Origin of the sequence: Acinetobacter sp. AS23 (assembly GCF_023612055.1) — a bacterium.
Classification (GTDB): Bacteria; Pseudomonadota; Gammaproteobacteria; order Pseudomonadales; family Moraxellaceae; genus Acinetobacter; species Acinetobacter oleivorans.
Genome location: NZ_CP082274.1, coordinates 2,444,679 through 2,466,852, shown reverse-complemented (window position 1 = coordinate 2,466,852; position 22,174 = coordinate 2,444,679). Strand labels below are relative to the sequence as shown.

Here is a 22,174-nt window from a genome sequence, read left to right as displayed (position 1 = left end):
AAAAGACTTAAAATACTTTTGATGATTCTCATTTTTTTCTCCTTTTTAAATAATTTTATAGTTTTGCTGAAATAATTTGGGCCAATTGGTCATTACCAAGATCATTAAAATGCACACGATCAACAAAAATCGTGTCGTTAAAAGCTGGAGAATCTCTTAATAGTGCATTCATATCAAAACAAGGTATACCATTAGCTCTATTCTGGATATGAGAAAAGAATGGGATGTGAACTTCTTTACCCAAAACCCCACTGAATAATCGATAGAAATTATTTGGACAACTTTCTATAGCATGAAATACAGCATCTTCCTCTGGAGTAAGAAAATCTCGACACCAATGTGATAATGGTTGGAGAATAAATGTTAGAGTTGCTCCATGAGCTGCCAGTAACAGTTTCCATTGCTGCAAAGCAATTGTGATTGCATCTGCTGCACGAATTAATCGGTCATCTAATGAAACACCTGCATCTGTAATAATCTCATCTGCTGGATTACTTTTGGAAAATGCTTTTTTGCAACGTTGAAAAAATGAATCTCCATTTGCTGTATCAAAAGAATCTTTTTTGCGTTTCATATCCTCATTAAATTTATTCATGTAATGCTGAAATTCGAAAGAATAATAATAGCGCCCATATTCACTTGCAAACTCATCTGGGATACCTTCTAGAGCAAGGGTATTCATACCACTAAAAACGACCACATGACCAATCTCTCCAACTTGTTCTTGATTCATTAAGTATAAAAGTAGTTCTTGAGTTGCATTATAGCCACGGCCTGCGAAAGTCAACCATCGTTCTCCAGTAATCTCGCTCAAACGCGATGCAACTGTATTTTCATCACAAGTAGCTCCAACACCTAATGCAGTGGATCCACCTACCAATAAGTTTACACGGCCATTTGACGGACGCTCAGCGACAGAAAAACGATTCCCATTTAAAAGGCTATAGCGAAACCCTAATGAATCAGTGTTAACTGTTTCAGAGCGAAAGTTTTTTTCATGAAAATACATTGTATAGGGGACCCATCTGGCTCCTATGTGCATAAAGTTATCATAATCACGAATTTGTGGAGTCCAACGATAGACTTCTTGAACGGCTTGTTTATGGTCAAGTATAGGTTTATTAGTCAAGCGCATATTCTTTTCTCCAATCGGTTTTTTCTTGCCATTCAGGTTGCTCAGTTTTTATTAAAAGAAAGTCACCAATAACCAAACCATCCATTTCTGTTCGCATAAAGCAACGATATGCATCAGTTGGGCTCTCAACGATAGGTTCCCCTCGGACATTAAACGAAGTATTGATTAATATTGGGCAACCTGTAATTGTAGAAAACTTACTTATCAATTGTTTAAAGCGATAATTATGTTTTCCATCTACAGTTTGAATCCTAGCTGAAAAATCAACATGAGTTACAGCTGGAATCTCAGAACGGGTAAGTTTTAACTTCTCTATACCGGAGTAATTTTGTTCATTCTTAACTGTTCTGCGTTTATTGGTATGTATGGGAGCGACTATGAGCATATAAGGAGAAGAACAATTGAGGTCAAACCATTGTTCTGCAGCTTCTGCTAGTACAGCAGGTGCAAATGGACGGAATGATTCACGATTTTTAATCTTTAAGTTCATAACACTTTGCATTGTCTCAGATTGAGGATTTCCTAATATTGAACGTCCTCCCAATGCACGAGGACCAAACTCCATTCTCCCTTGGAACCAACCAATTACTTTATTATTTGCCAATAATTCTGCTGTTTTTTGTAGTAATGTATTCTCATCAAGATATTGATATTTAGCACCCCATTGATTTAAGGCTTCTTGAATCTCAAAGTTTTTATAGGCATTCCCAAGATAGGCACCTTGCATATTGTCACTGAACTCATCAACTTTCCTAGTTGCTTGCATTTGCTTGTAGTAGCATAGATATGCTGCTCCAAGAGATCCACCTGAGTCTCCAGATGCAGGTTGAACAAAAATATTCTTAAATAAACCAGAACGTAGCAATTTGCCATTCGCTACACAGTTAAGCGCAACACCGCCAGCCAGACAAAGATTTTCAGCTTGAGTAAGAGACTTAATTTTTTTGGCTAGCATCAACATAATTTCTTCAGTAACAACTTGTATTGACGCAGCGAGATCCATTTCCTTATTTGTAATAATACTTTCAGGTTCTCGGGCAGCTCCTCCAAACAATACTTCGAATTTATCGGTGATCATCCGATTCCCGACTTCATAATCAAAATACTCACGATTTAAGTAAAAACTGCCATCCTGATTGATTGTTATTAGTTTTTTTAAAATAATATCAACATAGCGTGGGGTACCATAGGGGGCAAGTCCCATCAATTTATATTCACCTGAATCCACTTTGAAACCGCAGTAATAGGTAAAGGCAGAATATAGAAGTCCTAAAGAATGTGGGAAACGAATATCAAATAAAGAGCGTAACTCTGTACCACAACCATGCCAAGCTGTAGTTGTTGACCATTCTCCAACACCATCAACACATAGCACAGCAGCATTAGCATAAGGTGAGGGATAGAACGCCGATGCAGCATGACTCTGATGGTGTTGACATATATAAAATGGAGGTAAAACATCTTCTTGAAAAATATCTGTAAGTTCTTTTTTTATGAGAGAAATAATATTTTTTTTAGCAATAAAACGTTTATATTGTTTTGCAAAACTTAATGCACCTTTTGGAAAGTTCTTTTTATAAGTTGTATATATACGTTCAAATTTGATTTCTGGATCTTCATAATAGGCAATATAAGAAATATCTTTAAGAGTAATACCAGCTTGCTTAAAACAAGCAAGTAATGCTTGGCGGGGAAAGCGATTGTCTTGCTTAATGCGAGAAAAACGTTCTTCTTGTAATGCACATATAATCTCACCATTTTTAAGTAAGGTAATAGCGCTATCATGATAAAAAGCGGAAATGCCTAGAATGTAACTCATAATCCCTCCCGTGTGATAGTTAAAATAGCAATAGATAAGAATAGAAGGGGCGGTATATAATCAAACCAAGATGCTCTTTGTATAATCGACTTTAATTTGCGAGCCATCACACCAACAGTCATATTTATACAGATACCGCCGAAGTTGAAAATTAGGCCATATAAGAGAAAATATAGCCAAGCTGGGTGGGAGCCTGCAGGTATAAATTGTGGTAATAAGCTAACAAAGAATAGACCTATCTTAGGATTAGATAGATTAATCAACATACCTTTGCTAAATGAGTAGCGGCCTGATTCTGTAGAGTTTTGTGAAAGAACATTTGAACTTTCTACTGATTTACGCTTGGGCCAAGATGCATAAGCTAAGTACAGTAAATATAAAGCGCCAATGAATTGAATAATTTTGTATAGCAACGGAATTTGTTGGAAGATAAACATTAATCCAAATGCTGATAACAAAACATAGAAGAATACGCCAAATTCAACTCCTGCCGCTGCTTTTAACCCTGCTTTTACTCCATATTTTAATGATTGATTCATTACATAAAACATAGCAGGGCCGGGTGCTAAATTAATTACTAATGCTGTGAGAACAAAAGATAAAAAATTATAATTCATTACTTATCCTTTTCATTAAGTGCTTTTCCATTAAATGCTTTTTTGAGAGTACGATGTAGAAGATGGTTCATACCGCTTCGGAACCAATTGTCTTTCGGTGGATGGTTAAGCGAACGATAACCTGTCCATATACGTTCCCAGTGTTGTTCTCTCGCTTGTTCACCACCTTGTTGAAAAATATTGTCGAGGTGATGCTTAATAGCATCTATAGCCCAAGCTGAATGTCCTGTTACTACATTGTCGATAGTGTTGTGAAGACTGGTGAAAAGTGAGCTAAAACCGTAATAACTTAGGATATCTCCCGATCGACGATATTCTCCACCCACACCAGAAAGCTCCATTGCTAGATTCAAACCAAGAGTCTCAGGTAAAAACGAATGTGGAAATAAAGATATGGCCAGCCAAAAAGTTGGAACTTTGAGGTTTTCTTCATTAAATAAGATAGAAGTGGCAAATTTTTTATCAGTAAATTTCCCAATATCTATTTCCATACTTTTTAATAGTTGTTTATAGATATTTCCATGATGGAGATTTATATCTCCACCTCCGAGTTCATCAAGAAGTGTTCGGTATTGTAATGCTCCAATATATGTATTGACTCGTGCAGGAATTGAGGTATTACGCAGCCATGCCCCATCAATTAGAGTTAATGGTGCTAAACCTATGGCATCATTAATAATATCCTCTCGACTTTCTTCTGGTATTCCTTCTAAGGGAATATAACTATTCACCTGGTGTAAGTGTTGAACATCTAGCCAGTTATCTAGTCGTTCATGACTATATGGATAAAATGGTAGTCCCTCTTGTTTTAAAGCTTGTTTATGTGCTGTAAGCCAATTTTGAGCAAAATGTTTTGCTGTAGGTAGTACATCTGGATAACATCCAGCATGTAAAAATAATGGATACAGTTCTTGGAGAGTGAAGTTACTATATTTATCTAAGGCTTTAAGATTTGCTTGTTCTATTATTTGTTTATCCAAATCTTTAATAGGTGTTGAATTATCTTTATTATTATAATTATTAGCAAAAAAATTACTTTGAGCGGTATCTTGATTGTTTAAATCTCTAATCCATGTTTCCACTATGTCAATGTCTTGTTCTGAAAATACACCAAACATTGCACCTTTAGGATTTTTGATAAGTTTTACAAAAGTACTTTTCTCGGGGTGGCCAGGTGATACATATCTGGAAGAAGCTAATACATTAAGAAGATGCTTCGGAGAAAAATTATCTGATATAAGCCAATCATCAATTGGTTTTTCAGATAACTTGCCACGTTTATGGTATCCATGACCATATTTTCCTAACTTCTGTATTAAAGATAACATGGCTGTATCATTACTAAATTGTTTAGGATCTACTAAATCTGAAAAAATAGAATCTTCAAATTTTCTAATAATATTTAGTGTTGTATTGTAGCCATTATTAATCTTGTCTAATGCATCATTATCTTTAATATATTGATTAATTGCTAAAATAGACCTTCTAGTAAAATCCTTCTGTTTCAAATGGCTAAAAATACTTTTATCATATTGATTAATTGTACTTAAGTTATCTATGTATCTACCCATTGCCAAATTAACACCTAAAGACTCTGGATATAGTTTTTCAGGAAATTGGGAAATACTAAGTAAGAATACTGGAAGATTAAAGGCATAATCTTGAATATTAAGATTTTGTGTAAAACTATTATTAAATACATCAGGGAAAATTAAGTCTACCGTACTGGCGTCTAACTCAAATTTATGGGATAAACTATGAGAAATATTTCCATTCCCAACCATGTCTGCATGAATTTTAAGTAGTATTCCACCTTCTTCTTTCCATGCATAATTAATAGAGGAGATACCTGTAAGCCAACTACCAATTGTCTTAAATAAAGGACTAAATTGAGTATAAAAAAATTGATAATAAGCTTTGTTTTTTAATATATTTATATATTCGCTTGGTTGCTTTAGTATATCTTTATCAGTAGTAAACTGACTTTCAGCAAGAGCATATGATAAGTTGTTAGGGTTAGTTTTAATTTCTTTTGAAAATAAAAAATATAAATTTTTCCAAATAATTCCTAGATACGGATAAACCTCCTCAAGATGGACTAATTTAGTAAACCATTGGCGATCCTTAAGATGTATATCTTTTAATATAGTACTTGGGATAGGAAGAAATGCAGGTTCTGTATTATTAATTTTTTCCTGATAAAGTTTAACCATTATAGATACTCTATGTAATAGCTTTATTTGTTAAGAATCCCCATGTTTCAAACTAATACATGAAGAAATGATTATTGAATGTTTTACTTTGTAATAATAAAAATATTTATTCTGTCTCCTTGAGGAATAAATCTTTTAGTAATGATATGGGTTGATTTTTGATTACTCAAAATACTTTTATTTTTTTAATATTGCAAGTAATTTATATAGAATATTTATATTTTATATAAAGTTAATGTATTTGATTTATTTTTAATTTATATTAAATATTAAGTTGAATTTAAGTGTGCTTTTTATTATGGAAGTATTCTTTAAATTTTATTAACAACACATTGTAGTGGAGTTGTTTTTAATGATAAAAATTTAACTAAATTAATTTTCTTTGTAAATGTTATTAATAAATTTAAAGAATTAAGGGTGTTTTTGTGGTTGTGTGTTTTTGAAAAAGTCTAAAAAATTATATAGAAGATAAATCGATTAAATAAGATTTAATTAATTCTTATAATTACTCAATCTGCTTTGGTTTTGGAAAGAGCCTAGTTCTATTTAATTTTATAAAAAACCCAACTCAAATTATTAATTTTAGTTGGGTTATGCCTCATCATATAACTATAAATTTCGATAGCTCATGGAAAGTAAACTATAGAAGCTTATACTATAAAGACGATAGAATAAATTTATTCATCATTAGTGCGTTTCATTCAAGGCATCTTGAATATTGTGCACCATGTGGATTAAACGTGGTCCAATTTCACCTTCAAGTTTTTCCGGATTTAAATGAAAACTTGGCGCACCACAGTTAAAGACATAAAGACCGTGTTTAGAGCTAACCAAAGGTACAGCTACTGAGTTTACTTCTTTATGCCACTCGCCTAAAGACAAACAATATCCATAATCTTGGTAATCACGGAAAGCTCGTTCTAAAGAACGTTTTATAGCTGGCCAGTTTTCGGGATTCTTTTGTTTCAATGCATCAAGTAGAAAGTTGCGTTCACGTTCAGGGGTCGCAGCCAAGCATGCTCGCCCCATTGAACTACTATGCAGTGGTAAAGTCGAACCAATTGGACGGCGCATATTTAATGCAGTTTCAATTTGCACAACATCGATATACACCATATTTAATCGGTCACGCGTTGCCATTGCCACAGGGGCCTGAACATACTGACTCAGCTCTTCCATATATTGATGAGCAATATTACGAATCGAGATGTTAGATAGTGCTGCGTATCCTAAAGATAAAACACCAATGTCTAATGTGTATTTGGTTGAGTTAGGCAATTGTTTTAAATAGCCTAATGACACAAGGGTATTGGTAATACGTGCAATGGTCGGTTTAGGTAAACCTGTCATTTTTGCTAATTCTTGGTTACCTAGCACCTGATTATTTGCAGAAAAGCATCTTAAAAGTTCTAAACCGCGCGCTAAAGAAGCAATAAATTGCGGGTTATTTTCCCGATGTATATGCGAAATAGGATCTAAACGTATCTCATCAAAATTTATTGGTTTTTCAGTTTCCGTGTTTTGAGACATTCGATCCTCAAATATAATTAAAGCAAAATAGTTTTGCCATTATATTTCGCTATGCAAAATAAATCCATTCATCACTGCGCTGTTGTGATGAATGGATATCTGAATCAATGGTTATGAAACGTTTTCAATCACCATCGCAAGACCTTGACCTACACCAATACAGAGACTCACCACGGCATATTTCCTCTTACGGCGAATTAACTCGCGAGCTACTGTTAAGCTAAGACGAGCGCCAGAGGCACCAAGTGGATGACCAACGGCAATTGCACCACCGTTCGGGTTCACACGCGGGTCATTAAAATCAACATTTAAGCCTTTTAAACAAGATAAAACTTGTGAAGCAAAGGCTTCATTAATTTCAATAATATCCATGTCATCTAAAGTAAGCCCCGCACGCGCAACTGCTTTTTTAATGGCTTCAATAGGGCCTGCACCCATAATGCGTGGTTCAATACCAGCCGCCGCAGCTGACAAGATTTTTGCCATTGGTTTTAGGCCATATTTTTGACCTGCTGCTTCTGAACCAATCAAGAGGGCTGCTGCACCATCATTAATACCTGAGGCATTACCAGCAGTGACCACGCCACCTTCAAAGAGTGGTTTTAACTTTGTGAGTGCTTCAACAGTTGAGCTTGGGCGAGGGTGTTCATCTTCTGAAACGAGTTTGGGCGGTAATTTTTTGCCTTGGAAAACTTCAATTGGAGTAATTTCATCAGCAAAGAAACCTTCTTCTTTGGCTTTTTGATATTTGGCTTGTGATTGAGCTGCAAATAAGTCTGATTGCTCACGACTAATACCAAAATCGGCTGCAACGTTATCACCTGTTTCAGGCATTGAATGGCCGCCGTACTGAGCAATAATTTTTTTATTTGGAAAACGAGAGCCAATGGTGGTGTCATAAATTTTTGCATCGCGGCTATAAGCACTTTCGGCTTTGCCCATTACAAAGGGAGCACGTGACATACTTTCTACACCACCTGCGATATAGAGTTCGCCTTCACCACAAGTAATAGCACGTGCTGAGTCAATCACAGCACCTAAACCACTAGCACATAAGCGGTTTACTGTCTGGCCTGGCACAGTGACTGGTAATCCCGCAAGTAATAAAGCATTCCTCGCCACATTACGACTGTCTTCACCTGCTTGATTGGTATCACCTAAAATCACATCTTCAATATCAGCACCCGGAACACCAGTTTTTTCTAGTAGTTTTTGAATGACAGTTGCGGCTAAATCATCAGGGCGAATTGAGGCAAGTTCACCTGCATGACGGCCAAATGGGCTACGTAAACCATCATAGATATATGCATTTAACATTGAGAAATTCCTTTTCAAGACTCGTGAGTAAAAGTAAGAGGTAAATGAAGTGCGACACGGCGCTGTAACCACGGGCTAGGGCGGTAACGTGGGTCATGCGTAAGCGCTGTTATACGGTTCAGAATGAGTAAGATTTTTTGGCTGCCGACTTGATCGCCCCATTCAATTGGACCAAATGGATAGCCTAAGCCAAGACGAACCGCGGCATTAATGTCATCTACTGTTGCAACATTTTGCTGGGCAATATCACAGCCTAGATTAATCACCATCGCTAAAACACGCTGAGCAACAAAGCCAATACTTTCATTAATCATGCTGACCAGATTTCCATCTAGATTGAAAATAGAGTGAGCGGCTTGTCGGTATTCAGGTTTGGTAATAAGTGATGGCATTAAGGTTCGATGCTTTGTAATGCCATAAAGCATGTCTATAGCAACAGCATGTTCAGGGTTAACTCCTAAGCGGGTCGCCGCTTGGGTTGTGTCTTCGCCGTAACAAGCAAGTAAACATAAGCTATCTGTTTGTGGTTCAGGATTAGCGTCTAGGGCAATATTTTGCTGAGTTAAATAATCTTCGAGTTGTTTCTTATCTTCAGGGAAATCGGCAGCTACCCAAACTTTTGGATATTGTGCTAAACGCTCTACAAATTTGGCAGGTTGTTCACCTGTTTTTGAACCGGTTTCATAGTTATAAAAACCTTGATTGACTTTACGTCCAAGTTGTTTGGCATCAAGCATTTGCTTGGTTAACGGGTTTGGTTTGTAGCGGGCTTCTTCATAGTACTGATGATAAATCGACTCCATAACTGGATGAGAAACATCAAGACCAGTTAAATCGAGTAATTCAAAAGGACCCATTCTAAAACCAACGCCGTCACGTAAAATTCGGTCAATTTCACTGATGTCGCAGACATTTTCATTTAAAATTTTGAGTGCTTCGGTGCCATAAGCTCGGCCCGCGTGATTAATAATAAATCCAGGGGTGTCCTTCGCTACAACAGGGCGGTGACCAAATGCACGAGATAAATCGTTTAAAGCATCAATAATAAGTGGATCTGTTTTTAAACCACGAATGACTTCGACCACTTTCATGAGTGGAACGGGATTAAAGAAGTGATAGCCCACAACACGTTCAGGTTTTTTGCAGTTCGCCGCAATGGCTGTAATAGAAAGAGAAGAGGTGTTTGAGGCTAAAATAGTATTATCCGAAACAATGTCTTCAAGCTGTTGCATCAAGTTTTGTTTGATATCGAGGCGTTCAACAATTGCTTCTACAATGAGGTCACAATTTTTTAAATCTTCAATTTGATGAGCAACAACTAAATGGCTATTTGCCAGAGCTGCTTGCTCAGGTGTAATTTTATTTTTGTCGACTAACTTTTGAAATGTAGCAGCCAGTTTTTCTTTAGCCTGTTCCGCTGCACCTGCTTTGGCATCATATAAATAAGTGGTATGACCTGACTGCGCAGCAATTTGAGCAATACCGCTGCCCATAATACCGACACCAATCACAGCCATGCTTTTAATATCATAAGTCATGTCGATCATCCTGATGATTAATCAATATTTGAAATTAAACGGAAAAATAGGGTTTGGTGATTTAGCTTAAGCATTGTTTATCACCATCAATCGGTAAGATTTGACCTGAAATTGAGCGACCACTGTCTGATGCTAAAAACAGGCATAAATCTGCAATATGCTTTGGATTGACAAAATATTTGAGCGACTGATTTTTCAGTGCATTTTGGGTCACTTCTTCAAGTGAGGTATGCGCTACATCGGCACGGGCCTGTAATACGCGTTGAACTCGATCACCATCTACCGCTCCAGGAAGAATAGCGTTAACCCGAATGTTATCTGCACCCAGTTCCATAGAGAGCGTTTTGGTAAAACCGATCAACCCCCATTTTGAAGTGGAATAGGCCAATCGATATGGATAGCCTAAGCGGCCAGCAATAGACGACATATTAATAATCACACCTGCCTGTGCTTGCTTTAAATAGGGAATGGCTAACTGGGTAATTAAAAAAGTGCTATTCAGGTTTAAATTAATAACTGTATTCCAGTCTTCAAAACTTAGCTCATCTGCTGCAACGGTCGGGCCTGAAATGCCTGTGTTATTGACTAAAATATCAATACCGCCAAGTTTCTGAATTGCTTGGCTAAACATGAGTTTAATTTGTTCATGGTCAGCCAAATCACAGGCATGTATATGCAGCTTTGGATAATCTTGTTGAAATTGTTCTAGGCTTTTAGCATTAATATCGCAAACAAAAACTTCATTATGATTGTTTAAAAATGCTTCAGCAATGCATCGTCCAATCCCTGAACCACCTGCACTAATTAATACTTTTCTGGTCATATTCATTCCTTTGTTATTATGGTTTTGAGTTATTTACCTTGATAAGATGGTTTACGCTTTTCAATAAAAGCTTGAACGCCTTCATTTTTATCTTCGGTAGAAAACAGTAACTGGAATGCTTTTCGTTCTAGAGTTAAACCTGCATTTAATGGAACATCTTCGCTCATCAACGCAACTTCTTTAATTTGTTGCAGGGCAATAGGAGGCATTTTTGCAAGGCTTTGCGCCATTTGAATCGCAGTTGGAATAGTTTGGTCATCTTCTGTGACTTGTGAAACAAGCCCAATGGTATAAGCTTCTTCGGCTTTCACCATGGCACCCGTCATAATCATGCGCATAGCATGGAATTTACCCACAGCACGGAATAAACGTTGTGTACCACCAGCACCTGGCATTAAACCAACTTTAATTTCCGGCTGGCCAAAGGTTGCGCCTTTACCTGCAATAATAATGTCAGCGTGCATTGCAAGTTCGCAGCCACCACCTAATGCATAACCATTTACAGCAGCAATCACAGGTTTAGGGCACTGAGCAATCGCGTTCCAATAACGTTCGGTATGACGCAATAACATTTCTGTGGAAGTTGCGGTTGCCATTTCTTTTAGATCTGCACCTGCGGCAAAGACTTCTTCACCACCTGTGAGCACAACTGCATTGATCTCATCGTTAAAACTTAATTCGGTAAAAGCTTGCGCTAGTTGTTTGCGAACCTCTGTATTCAATGCATTTTTTGCTTCAGGTCGGTTAATTTTAACAACCGCTATTTTTTGATTAGAAAAGTCGACTTCTACGAAATTATTCCCTATTGATACACTCATTTTTGAATTCCTTGTTTCGCACATCAAAACTATATTCCTTTTATGATGCTTATTTTGGAATTTATTTCAAGTCTTATTTAGTCCATTAGAGCAATTATGATTTATTAAATAAGCTAAGTGATTGATATTACGTAATGGTAATTTTTTAAATTTCGTTTAACGAAATTAATTTTCAAAAAAGCTTGAAATTTGTATTTTCGTTCTCGTACTATGAAACACATCCGCAGTAAACAAGATTTAAAACATGGTATCCAAACAAGCTGGAGATGGCTGATGGGTGCGATGGAAATACATAAAAAGGGAGATCACAGATGATCCGTGATGAAGGGATGTTGGAGCAGTTACTTTCAACAATTCGAGATTTTGTAAAAAATGAATTGATCCCTCGTGAAAACGAAGTGGTAGAGAAAGACAAAATTCCAGATGACATTGTGCAGCAAATGCGTGAGCTTGGTTTGTTCGGTCTCACAATTCCCGAAGAATATGGCGGCCTAGGCATTACTATGGAAGAGGAAGTCAGAGTTGCATTTGAACTTGGACAAACATCACCGGCTTTTCGCTCTTTAATTGGCACTAATAATGGTATTGGCTCAAGTGCAATTTTGATTGATGGCACAGAAGAGCAAAAGCAAAAATATTTACCTCGTTACGCAAGTGGCGAAATTATTGGTTCATTTTGTTTAACCGAGCCTGAATCTGGTTCTGATGCTGCCTCTTTAAAAACCAGTGCAGTAAAAGATGGTGATTTTTATGTGTTAAACGGTACCAAACGTTTTATTACCAATGCGCCCCATGCTGCAACTTTCACTGTAATGGCTCGAACCAATCCTGAAATTAAAGGGTCTGGTGGCATTTCAGCTTTTTTAGTTGAGGCCAATACACCAGGCATTACATTGGGCAAAATTGACCAAAAAATGGGGCAAAAGGGTTCGCACACCTGTGATGTGATTTTTGAAAATTGCCGTGTACCTGCTTCTGCACTCATTGGTGGGGTAGAAGGTGTTGGTTTTAAAACGGCCATGAAAGTGCTTGATAAAGGACGCTTACACATCGGTGCATATAGCGTGGGTGTTTCTGAGCGTATGTTAAACGACGCACTGAACTATGCAATTGAGCGCAAACAGTTCGGTCAGCCTATTGCGAATTTCCAGCTGATTCAAGCGATGCTTGCTGACTCAAAGGCCGAGATTTATGCAGCTAAATGTATGGTTTTAGATGCAGCTCGCCGCCGTGATAATGGCGAAAACATTAGTACAGAAGCGTCTTGCGCAAAAATGTTTGCAACTGAAATGTGCGGACGCGTTGCTGACCGCTGTGTACAGATTCACGGTGGAGCGGGTTATATCAGTGAATATGCCATTGAGCGCTTTTATCGCGATGTGCGTTTGTTCCGTTTATATGAAGGAACCACGCAAGTTCAACAAATTATTATTGCCAAAAACATGATTAGGGAAGCTACTACCTAATAAAAAACAAATGCCATGAGGCATTGGATGCCTCATGTTCCTTCTGAGGATATGGACATGACAACAGAAACAGTTGCACAAAATACGGCTAGCAGTGAAGCTATCCAGACACCAAAAAAGATTTGGATTACCGCATTTATATTCGCTTTTTTAACATTGTTGTGTGATGGGGCAGACTTAGGTTTTTTGGCATTAAGCCTGACCAGTCTTAAAACAGAATTTCATTTAACGGGTGTACAAGCCGGAACATTAGGCAGTTTAACACTTTTAGGTTCAGCAATTGGTGGCTTGATTGGTGGTTGGGCTTGTGACCGTTTTGGGCGGGTCCGCATTATCGTATTCTTTATTGCTTATTCTTCAGTTTTAACCAGCGCACTGGGTTTTACTGATTCTTATATGCAATTTGCAGTTTTAAGAACTTTTGGAGCGATGGGCTTAGGTGCGCTCTATATTGCTTGTAATATTTTAATGTCAGAAATGGTGCCAACAAAACATCGCTCGACTGTTTTGGCTACCCTTATGACGGGTTATACCTTAGGTTCCTTGCTAGCGACCTTATTAGCAGGACATATTATTCCTGAACACGGCTGGCGTTTCCTATACTGGATTGCAATTACGCCTGTAGTGTTGTCAATTTTAATGCACTTTTGTGTACCTGAACCTGAGTCTTGGAAAAAAGCGCGACAATTAAAAGCGCTAGAAGTCGCTCAAAGTAGCCAGCCTAAAAAACGTCAAAACCCATATCTTGAAATTTTAAGAGATAAGAAACACGGCACCATGTTTGTACTTTGGATCATTAGTACAGGTGCATTGCAGTTTGGTTATTACGGCGTAAGTAACTGGTTACCAGCTTATTTAGAGTCTGATCTTGGCATCAAATTTAAAGAAATGGCCATGTATATGGTCGGTACTTTCCTAATTATGATGTTTGCCAAAGTGATTGCAGGGATTGTTGCCGACAAATTAGGGCGCCGCGCTGTATTCGCTTTCGGAACCATTGGTACAGCCTTATTTATTCCGGTCATTGTCTATTTAAATACACCAACCAACATTTTATGGATGATGCTGTTCTTCGGTTTCCTTTACGGTATTCCATACGCAATTAATGCCACCTATATGACGGAAAGTTTCCCGACTTCAATTCGAGGTTCGGCAGTAGGCGGTGCTTATAACATTGGCAAAGTACTTTCTATTTTCTCTCCATTAACAATTGGTTTTCTATCGCAAAATGGTTCTATTGGCTTAGGGCTTTTGGTGATGGCTGCGGCTTATTTTATCTGCGGGGTAATCCCATTGTTATTTATTAAAGACCGACTATTTAACCCGCAAAAGGCAGAGTGACAGATCAATCTGTCACCTTAAATTAAGGATGAAAAGGGACAAGTGAGATGATAAATAAAATCACCAGTGACATTGAACCGATTTTAAAAGCTATTCCTGATGGTGCAACCATCATGACAGGCGGGTTTGGTGTGACGGGGCAACCTGCTGAATTAATTGAAGCCTTAATCGATTTAGGGAAAAAAGAACTCACCATTGTAAACAATAATGCAGCTTCGGGTGACCGTGGTCTAACCAAGCTGATTATTGCCGGTTGTGTCAAAAAAATGATTAGCTCATTTCCGAAATCTGCAGGATCAACCGTTTTTCAAGACTTATATAGAGCGGGAAAAATTGAGTTGGAACTGGTTCCGCAAGGTAATTTGGCATGTCGTATTCAAGCCGCAGGGGCAGGTTTGGGTGCTATTTTTACTCCGACTGGTTATGGCACTAAAATTGCCGAAGGCAAAGAAACCCGAACCATCAACGGTAAAAACTATGTGCTTGAATATCCACTTGAAGCTGATTTTGCACTGATTTATGCCGATAAAGCCGACCGCTGGGGCAATTTAACTTATCGCAAAGCGGCCCGCAATTTTGGTCCAATCATGGCAAAAGCCGCCAAGACCACGATTGTTCAAGTGAATGACACCGTAGAGCTAGGAACGCTTGACCCAGAGTGCATTATTACACCGGGAATTTTTGTTCAGCACGTTGTAAAAGTAGGAGATATCTAATGTCAGTTCAAAAGCGTTCTCGTGAAGATATTGCCAAACTCATTGCCAATGACATTCCGGAAGGTTCTTATGTCAATTTAGGCATTGGCTTACCGACCAACGTTGCTAAATTCTTGCCAAAAGACAAAGAAATTTTTTTACATTCGGAAAATGGTGTTTTGGCTTTTGGGCCTCCACCACAACCGGGTGAGGAAGATGAAGATCTGGTAAATGCCGGAAAAGAACTTGTCACTTTGTTAGATGGTGGATGCTTTATGCATCATGGTGACTCGTTTGACATTATGCGTGGCGGTCATTTGGACATTTGCGTGATTGGTGCATTCCAAGTTGCGGTCAATGGAGACTTGGCAAACTGGCATACCGGTAAAGCAGATGATGTACCTGCAGTTGGCGGTGCTATGGATTTGGCAGTTGGTGCAAAAACGATTTATGTCTATATGGAGCATGTGACTAAAAAAGGTGAGCCCAAAATTGTAAAAGAACTGAGTTATCCAATAACGGGTGAGCAGTGTGTAAACCGTATTTACACTGATTTATGCATTATTGAACTCAAGGACCAAAAAGCTTACGTCAAGGAAATGGTAGACGGCTTAACTTTTGATGAATTACAGGCAGTCACTGACTGTGAACTAATCGATGCACGTGTAGCCTAAATACACACGGAAAAAACGCTTCTTTAAGGATTAAAAGATGAAAAAATTAATTTTAGCTGCAGCTTGTGCTGCGGCTTCAGGGACTATTTTTGCAAATTCTTCAGATACCACAGAACAAAGAATCAATTTGCTAGAAACCGAGCTGCAAAAATTAAAAGCAGAACTTGCTGCTCAGAAACAAACTCAAAATAATTTACAGGTCAAACAGGTAAAGATCGAAGAGAACATTGAAAAAACTAAAGCGACTGTAACAGAAAAGCCTGTTGCTCCTTCGTGGGTCACTTGGACGGATAACGTTAAGGTTTACGGTATTGCCCGTATTGATGCAGCGGTCGATTTTAAATCATCACCTGATTCGGGTGGTAGAACGACCAGTAGTTTGTACCGAACACCTTTTGAAAGTGAAAAGCGTTCAAATCATGCACGTTCCGATGCCATGATTAATGCAAGCCGACTAGGTGTTTATTTTAATAGTCCTAATAAAGCTGTGACTGGAAATATTGAAGCCGATTTCTTTGATAGCTCTAACATGGGAACGGGCGATGGTAAATTCCGTATTCGCCATGCATTTTTTACCTATAAAGATTGGACTTTTGGTCAAACATGGTCACTCATGTCTAACATGGAAACCCGTACCGAAGCTGTCGATTACACCCAATTTGTGGGAACTTCTTATACACGTACTCCACAAATTCGCTATGACTGGAAAATTGATGCCAATAATGATTTAAAAGTAGCTTTGGAATATACAGGTTCGAGAGTCTCTGCATTTCCAACTTTAACGGGTCGCTATAGCTTTAAACAAGGGCCTGTAACGGCACTTGCTCAAGGGTTTATTAATGAAAAATCCGCAGATGTCGCAACTGCCACGGTTAAGAAAGTAAGCTGGGGCGCTGGAGGCGGCTTAAAATATCAACTCACGCCACAACAATCGGTACAAGCAAATTATCAATATATTGTCGGCGATCAAAAATTTATGCCGTACACCACTCAAAGTGGACTGGCAAATTCAACAAGTTTAAATGCTGCGGGAGATTTCTCCTTAAACGAAGACAAAACAGATTTGGTTATGAATAAGTTGAATAGCATCAATATTGGTTATTCATATAAATTCAATGAGCAATGGCGTGCAAACTTATCGGCTTCAATGTTTGATTATGATGACGACACGGCTTATGCCAAACTCAACCCAGATGCTAATAAACGCTTAACGGACTACGCAGCTAACGTCTTTTATTCACCGATTGAGCAAATGGATATTGGTATGGAATATCATCAAGGCAAACGAGAAGTATTTGATGGCAGAACCGCTGATGTATCACGCGTAAACTTTGTATCGATGTATAAATTTTAAAATAGGGCGTAGTTAAAAATGGAAAAAATAGTTGAGCCCAATGCAGAAAATATACTGTCAAAAAGCTTTATTTTTATCATGGCAATGACATGTGGAATTTGTGCGGGTTCAAACTATTATAACCAGCCCTTAATCTATTCGATTGCTGAAGCATTAAAAGTTAATGCTGATCAAGTTGCTTTAACTATTGTTATTAGCCAACTGTCATATGCAGTTGGCCTTTTTATATTGGTTCCTTTAGGCGACTTCTTTGAAAAGCGAAGTTATATTTGCTTGCTCATGTGTTGTACCGGCCTTGCCCAAGTAGGACTATCCTTAAGTCAAACCTTGCCAGCTTTATATGGCTTTACCTTTTTAGCCACATTCTTTTCGATTGCGACTCAAGTTTTAGTTCCTTTCGCCGCAGGTTTAGCTAGTCCTAAAAAAAGCCCTCAAGTTGTAGGTACTCTCATGAGTGGTTTGTTTTTGGGAATATTGTTGGCGCGTTCTATTGCAGGCTTACTTTCTACAGTTTGGTCTTGGCATGCGGTTTATTTAATTAGCGGAATCGTCATTTTGGTATTTGCTTGGGTAATGTGGGTGAAGTTGCCAGTTGCACGTAAGTCTCATCAACTCAATATTCTACAGATTTATGGTTCATTATTTTCATTAGCAGCTCATCAGCCTCATTTACTGCGCCGTGGTTTGGCAGGGGGAATTGGCTTTGGAATTTTGGCTCTGATTTTTACCACTATGACTTTTATTTTGGCGAATGAGCCTTATCACTTTAACGATTTCCAGATTGGTTTATTTGGGATTGTTGGACTGGCAGGTGTATTTGCGACTCCATGGGCAGGTAAGAAAATTGCAGCAGGCCTTGAGAATAAAATTGCAGTGATTTGTATGGGCTTATTAATAAGTGCATGGATACCACTATTTTTTGCACAGCAGTCTCTGGTTGCCTACGCTGTTGGAGTTGTTATGGCTTATTTCGGTTTGTCGGCATTTCATGTACTTAATCAAAATCTGGTCTATCGAATTTCGGCCGAGGCTCGTTCGCGTATTAACTCAATTTATATGACCTTATATTTTGGTGGAGCCGCCTTGGGTTCTTTTATTGCGGTGTACGCATGGAAACATTGGGGATGGGAAGCGTGTGCTGCTTTAGGTTTAGCGATGGCAATATTAAGTTTTATGATTGATCGCTTAGATTTTTATGAAATGAATAAGGTTGCAAAGCAAGAAAAAGCTCCATAAACAGGAGCTTCAATATTTTATTATTTGCGAATAATCATTAAGGTTGCCGAGGCAAAGGCATACACTTTGCCGTTTTCATCTACGATTTTTCCTTCGGTACTAATAATATTGCGGCCCGCATTAATCAACTCGGCTGTCGCATAGTAAGATGTATCAACCTGCATGGGGCGGATCATTTTTACATTTAAATCAATGGTTCCATAGCCGATGCCATGTTCGAGCAATGTATGAGCTGCACTGCCAGTAGCTGTATCTAAAGCTGTAGCGCAGAAGCCGCCGTGTACACCGCCTTGAATATTTCTATGTTCTTTGCGAGGGGTAACTTTATAAGTTGCTTTACCTTTGGATACTTCAACAAGTTCCATCGGTATGGTGTGAGCCATAGGTGATGGAGAAACTTCACCATTTTTTAAAGCGGTTAAAAACTCAAGACCTGTGTATTTCGGGCTTTCCATGAATCGTCCTTGGATGATTAAGCAGTCTATTAACCATACTATAAATTGAATTTTTACGGAATAAAATTTTGCAATACAAAATATAAATTTATTCTATTTAAAACGAGACTAATAACTTTTTATCTTATATCTGTATTTAAAACATATATTTATATTTTATTCCTATGGTTAAGTTATGATAATTTTATTAAATTAGTGAAAATATATTTTGCTATAAGAAATTTTTTGATATTTTGGTGAGATTGAAACAATAAAAGTCCATTTTAAGGAAAAATGATATCTGCCCATGACACAGGCAGTGAGGTGAAAGGAAAAAACTATGCCATTATACAAAGCTCCATTACGCGATATGCAATTTGTGCTGCATGAAATGCTTCAAACAGAACAGAACTATCAAGGTTTAAGTAAATATCAGGAAAGCGTAAATCGAGAATTAATTGATCAATACTTAGAGGCAGGAGCAGATTTTTGTGAAAATGAATTGGCACCGATTAACCAAAATGGCGATCAGGAAGGCTGTCATTTAAATCAAGGCGTAGTCACAACTCCGAAAGGTTTTAAAGAAGCCTACCAAAAATATGCTGAGCTTGGGTTTACCTCATTAACTGCTGACCCCAAATATGGCGGGCAAGGCTTACCGACCTTATTGAGGATCGCTATTTCTGAAATGTTATGTGGTTCTAATTGGGCTTGGGCAATGTATCCGGGCTTGTCTCATGGGGCAATGAGAACCATTGAGCACCATGGCACCGAGCAACAAAAACAGAAGTTTTTAACTAAGCTCATTAGTGGTATCTGGACCGGAACGATGTGTTTAACCGAATCTCATGCGGGTTCGGACCTTGGGTTAATTAGAACGAAAGCAGAGCCAAATCCAGACGGTAGTTACTCAATTACGGGTGAAAAGATTTTTATCTCGGCAGGTGAGCATGATCTTTCTGAAAATATTATTCATATTGTTTTAGCCCGTCTGCCTCAGGCACCCGCAGGGACTAAAGGTATTTCTTTATTTATTGTGCCTAAATTTAATGTGAGTGACGACGGTCAGGTGCTGGACCGTAATAAAGTCGTTTGTAGCGCGATTGAACATAAAATGGGAATTCATGGCAATGCCACCTGTGTACTGAATTTTGATGGTGCGAAAGGTTATTTGATTGGTCCTGAAAATCGCGGGCTTAATTGTATGTTTACCTTTATGAATACCGCACGTATTGGAACGGCAGTACAAGGGCTTGCTGCTTCTGAAATTTCATTTCAGGGCGCATTAAGTTATGCCAAAGAGCGTCTTGCTATGCGATCGTTATCAGGTCCTCAATATCCTGAGAAAAATGCCGACCCAATTATTGTGCATCCCGCTGTACGCTCAATGTTATTGACGCAAAAAGCTTTTTCCGAAGGTGGTCGTGCACTGGCTTACTTTCTAGCTCAGCATGTCGATATTGTCGAAAGTTCAAACGATCAGGAACAGCAAAAACACTCTGATGAGTTACTGGCTTTTTTAACACCAATTGCTAAAGCTTTTTTAACAGAATCAGGCAATGAATCTGCAAAGCATGGTGTTCAAGTATTTGGCGGTCATGGCTTTATTGTTGAGCATGGTATGGAGCAAATTGTACGTGATGCGCGTATCTCAACATTGTATGAGGGAACAACCGAAATCCAGTCTTTAGATCTACTTGCACGTAAAGTCCTTAAGTCAGAAGGCAAACTTCTAAAAAATATGACCGATCTAATTGATCAATTTATTAATCAACAGCAATCAAATGAAGTCTTAAAACCTTATTTAGAAAAATTAGCTGAGCTTAAGCAACAATGGCTGTCACTGACTAAAACGATTGCAGAGAAAGCCAAGCACAACGCTGAAGAAATAGGGGCAGCTTCGGTGGATTATCTTTATTTTTCCAGTTACGTCGTATTCGCTTATTTGTGGGCTCGAATGGCACAAGTTGCCCATGCAAAATTAGAATCGGGTACACAAGAAGAAGCTTTTTATAAAGCAAAGTTAAAGACAGCTAAGTTTTTCTATCAAAAACTTTTACATCGTACACAGAGCCATGCTGCTTCTATTGAGTCTGGCGCTGAATCGATCATGGAACTCGATCCAGATGCTTTTGCATTTTAATGAAGAGGCATTTTTAAGATCACTGGGTGAAATTGACATGCGAAATTTTACCTGGTGATTAAATTTGTAATTTTAGACTCATCAGTTTTTGGTAGGAAAAACCAGTTGAGCCAAATAAATAGAGGGTTAACATAAGCATTAAAATGTGAATTTTCATCAAATATTGATGTTGGATAAGGACTACGGAAAGAAAATCATGAATGCTTATTATCAATTACTGAATAGAACAATTGGTCCTCAAGGTGAAGTTATTGCTCATTATTGCTCAACTGTCCATGCACAAGGGGCTTGGAACCCTCATGAACAGCACATGGCACCTGCAAGTGGCGTAATCGCAGCAGAGTTAGAGCAATTTTCACCACGACAAGATATGCGAATTGGCCGAATTAGTTTTGATATTTTTGGTTTGATTGCTTTTGGTGAATTTACGGTTAAGACACATGTCATTCGCGCTGGCAAAACCATTGAATTGATTGAAGCTGAAATGCAGGCACAAGGTAAAACCTGCATTGTGGCTAGAGCATGGCGCATGTGTACTCAAGATAGTTCCGATATTGCTGGGCTTGAGGATCAGCCAGTTCATCATCCAGATACCTTTACTGAGTGGACTGGTATGAAAAGATGGCCGGGTGGTTTTATCCAGACACTCGTGACTAAAACTGATGATCAGCATCGCGCAGGTAAAGGCATTGTTTGGCTCAATAATGATAAAGAAATGGTTGAAGGGCAGCCGACGACAGATTTTGCCCATTTGATTGGCATGATAGATACCGCAAACGGAATTGTACCCAGACAAGCAGGTGAATTTACGTGGGGCTTTCCAAATCTTGATTTACAAGTTCACATGCACCGTTATCCGAAAGGTAAATGGTTAGGTTTGGAAACTGTTCAGCAATATGGCTCAGATGGTATTGGTTTAACTAGTGCAGTTTTACATGATGTGTATGGTCCATTTGGACGAAGCGAGCAGATTTTAACTTTACGTAAAATGGCTAAATAAATTTTAAGCCAATAAAAAAGT

General features: G+C 38.2%; 18 protein-coding genes. 8 read left to right on the top strand and 10 right to left on the bottom strand.

All coding sequences use genetic code 11. From position 1 onward, the window contains the following. Positions 1–55: 55 nt before the first annotated feature. From K6I41_RS11540 to K6I41_RS11500, 9 genes are all read right to left on the bottom strand, one after another. Positions 56–1,135, bottom strand: coding sequence for an SGNH/GDSL hydrolase family protein (locus K6I41_RS11540; RefSeq protein ID WP_250374343.1), 1,080 nt, complete (start codon positions 1,133–1,135; stop codon positions 56–58). Then, positions 1,122–2,954: a carbamoyltransferase family protein gene (locus K6I41_RS11535; protein WP_250374342.1), complete on the bottom strand. Its 1,833-nt coding sequence runs from the start codon at positions 2,952–2,954 to the stop codon at positions 1,122–1,124. The genes K6I41_RS11540 and K6I41_RS11535 overlap by 14 nt, the downstream gene beginning before the upstream one ends. Further along, on the bottom strand, positions 2,951–3,571 hold the full coding sequence (locus K6I41_RS11530; protein WP_250374341.1) for a LysE family translocator: 621 nt from the start codon (positions 3,569–3,571) through the stop codon (positions 2,951–2,953). The genes K6I41_RS11535 and K6I41_RS11530 overlap by 4 nt, the downstream gene beginning before the upstream one ends. Beyond that, on the bottom strand, positions 3,571–5,784 hold the full coding sequence (locus K6I41_RS11525) for an iron-containing redox enzyme family protein (protein ID WP_250374340.1): 2,214 nt from the start codon (positions 5,782–5,784) through the stop codon (positions 3,571–3,573). Before K6I41_RS11525 ends, K6I41_RS11530 begins: the two co-directional genes overlap by 1 nt. 687 nt (positions 5,785–6,471) lie before the next feature. Next, complete coding sequence (locus K6I41_RS11520) at positions 6,472–7,314, bottom strand: IclR family transcriptional regulator (RefSeq protein ID WP_009391028.1); 843 nt, start codon at positions 7,312–7,314, stop codon at positions 6,472–6,474. Between the two features lie 111 nt (positions 7,315–7,425). Next, positions 7,426–8,631 (bottom strand): 3-oxoadipyl-CoA thiolase, encoded by a 1,206-nt coding sequence (locus tag K6I41_RS11515; protein ID WP_192454767.1) that lies wholly within the window; start codon positions 8,629–8,631, stop codon positions 7,426–7,428. A gap of 14 nt (positions 8,632–8,645) precedes the next feature. Continuing rightward, positions 8,646–10,169, bottom strand: coding sequence for a 3-hydroxyacyl-CoA dehydrogenase (locus K6I41_RS11510; protein WP_192454766.1), 1,524 nt, complete (start codon positions 10,167–10,169; stop codon positions 8,646–8,648). A 61-nt stretch (positions 10,170–10,230) separates the two neighbouring features. Then, complete coding sequence (locus tag K6I41_RS11505; RefSeq protein WP_250374339.1) at positions 10,231–10,992, bottom strand: SDR family oxidoreductase; 762 nt, start codon at positions 10,990–10,992, stop codon at positions 10,231–10,233. A gap of 29 nt (positions 10,993–11,021) precedes the next feature. Beyond that, positions 11,022–11,810 carry an enoyl-CoA hydratase gene (locus K6I41_RS11500; RefSeq protein ID WP_250374338.1) on the bottom strand — a complete coding sequence of 263 codons (789 nt, stop codon included), beginning with the start codon at positions 11,808–11,810 and terminating at the stop codon, positions 11,022–11,024. 311 nt (positions 11,811–12,121) lie between these two features. On the opposite strand from K6I41_RS11500, the gene K6I41_RS11495 reads away from it, so the two are divergent. The 6 genes from K6I41_RS11495 to K6I41_RS11470 are packed head-to-tail and all read left to right on the top strand — an operon-like array spanning position 12,122 to position 18,576. Further along, positions 12,122–13,276, top strand: coding sequence for an acyl-CoA dehydrogenase family protein (locus tag K6I41_RS11495; RefSeq protein ID WP_019457643.1), 1,155 nt, complete (start codon positions 12,122–12,124; stop codon positions 13,274–13,276). A 57-nt stretch (positions 13,277–13,333) separates the two neighbouring features. Next, positions 13,334–14,617: an MFS transporter gene (locus K6I41_RS11490; RefSeq protein ID WP_250374337.1), complete on the top strand. Its 1,284-nt coding sequence runs from the start codon at positions 13,334–13,336 to the stop codon at positions 14,615–14,617. A gap of 47 nt (positions 14,618–14,664) precedes the next feature. After that, a complete protein-coding gene (locus K6I41_RS11485; protein WP_002048307.1) occupies positions 14,665–15,333 on the top strand; it encodes a 3-oxoacid CoA-transferase subunit A in 669 nt (222 codons plus the stop codon). After that, complete coding sequence (locus tag K6I41_RS11480) at positions 15,333–15,986, top strand: 3-oxoacid CoA-transferase subunit B (RefSeq protein WP_000116037.1); 654 nt, start codon at positions 15,333–15,335, stop codon at positions 15,984–15,986. Before K6I41_RS11485 ends, K6I41_RS11480 begins: the two co-directional genes overlap by 1 nt. Before the next feature lie 37 nt (positions 15,987–16,023). Continuing rightward, complete coding sequence (gene dcaP, locus K6I41_RS11475) at positions 16,024–17,340, top strand: outer membrane trimeric porin-like protein DcaP (protein WP_250374336.1); 1,317 nt, start codon at positions 16,024–16,026, stop codon at positions 17,338–17,340. 18 nt (positions 17,341–17,358) lie between these two features. After that, a complete protein-coding gene (locus K6I41_RS11470) occupies positions 17,359–18,576 on the top strand; it encodes an MFS transporter (protein ID WP_250374335.1) in 1,218 nt (405 codons plus the stop codon). A gap of 20 nt (positions 18,577–18,596) precedes the next feature. On the opposite strand, the gene K6I41_RS11465 is transcribed toward K6I41_RS11470, so the two are convergent. Further along, entirely contained in the window at positions 18,597–19,046 is a 450-nt protein-coding gene (locus K6I41_RS11465; RefSeq protein ID WP_250375782.1) for a PaaI family thioesterase, read from the bottom strand. Positions 19,047–19,350: 304 nt separating this feature from the next. Here K6I41_RS11465 and K6I41_RS11460 point away from each other — a divergent pair, with 304 nt between their 5' ends. Next, a complete protein-coding gene (locus tag K6I41_RS11460; RefSeq protein WP_250374334.1) occupies positions 19,351–21,153 on the top strand; it encodes an acyl-CoA dehydrogenase C-terminal domain-containing protein in 1,803 nt (600 codons plus the stop codon). 196 nt (positions 21,154–21,349) lie between these two features. After that, complete coding sequence (locus K6I41_RS11455; protein WP_250374333.1) at positions 21,350–22,153, top strand: thioesterase family protein; 804 nt, start codon at positions 21,350–21,352, stop codon at positions 22,151–22,153. Positions 22,154–22,174: the final 21 nt, after the last annotated feature.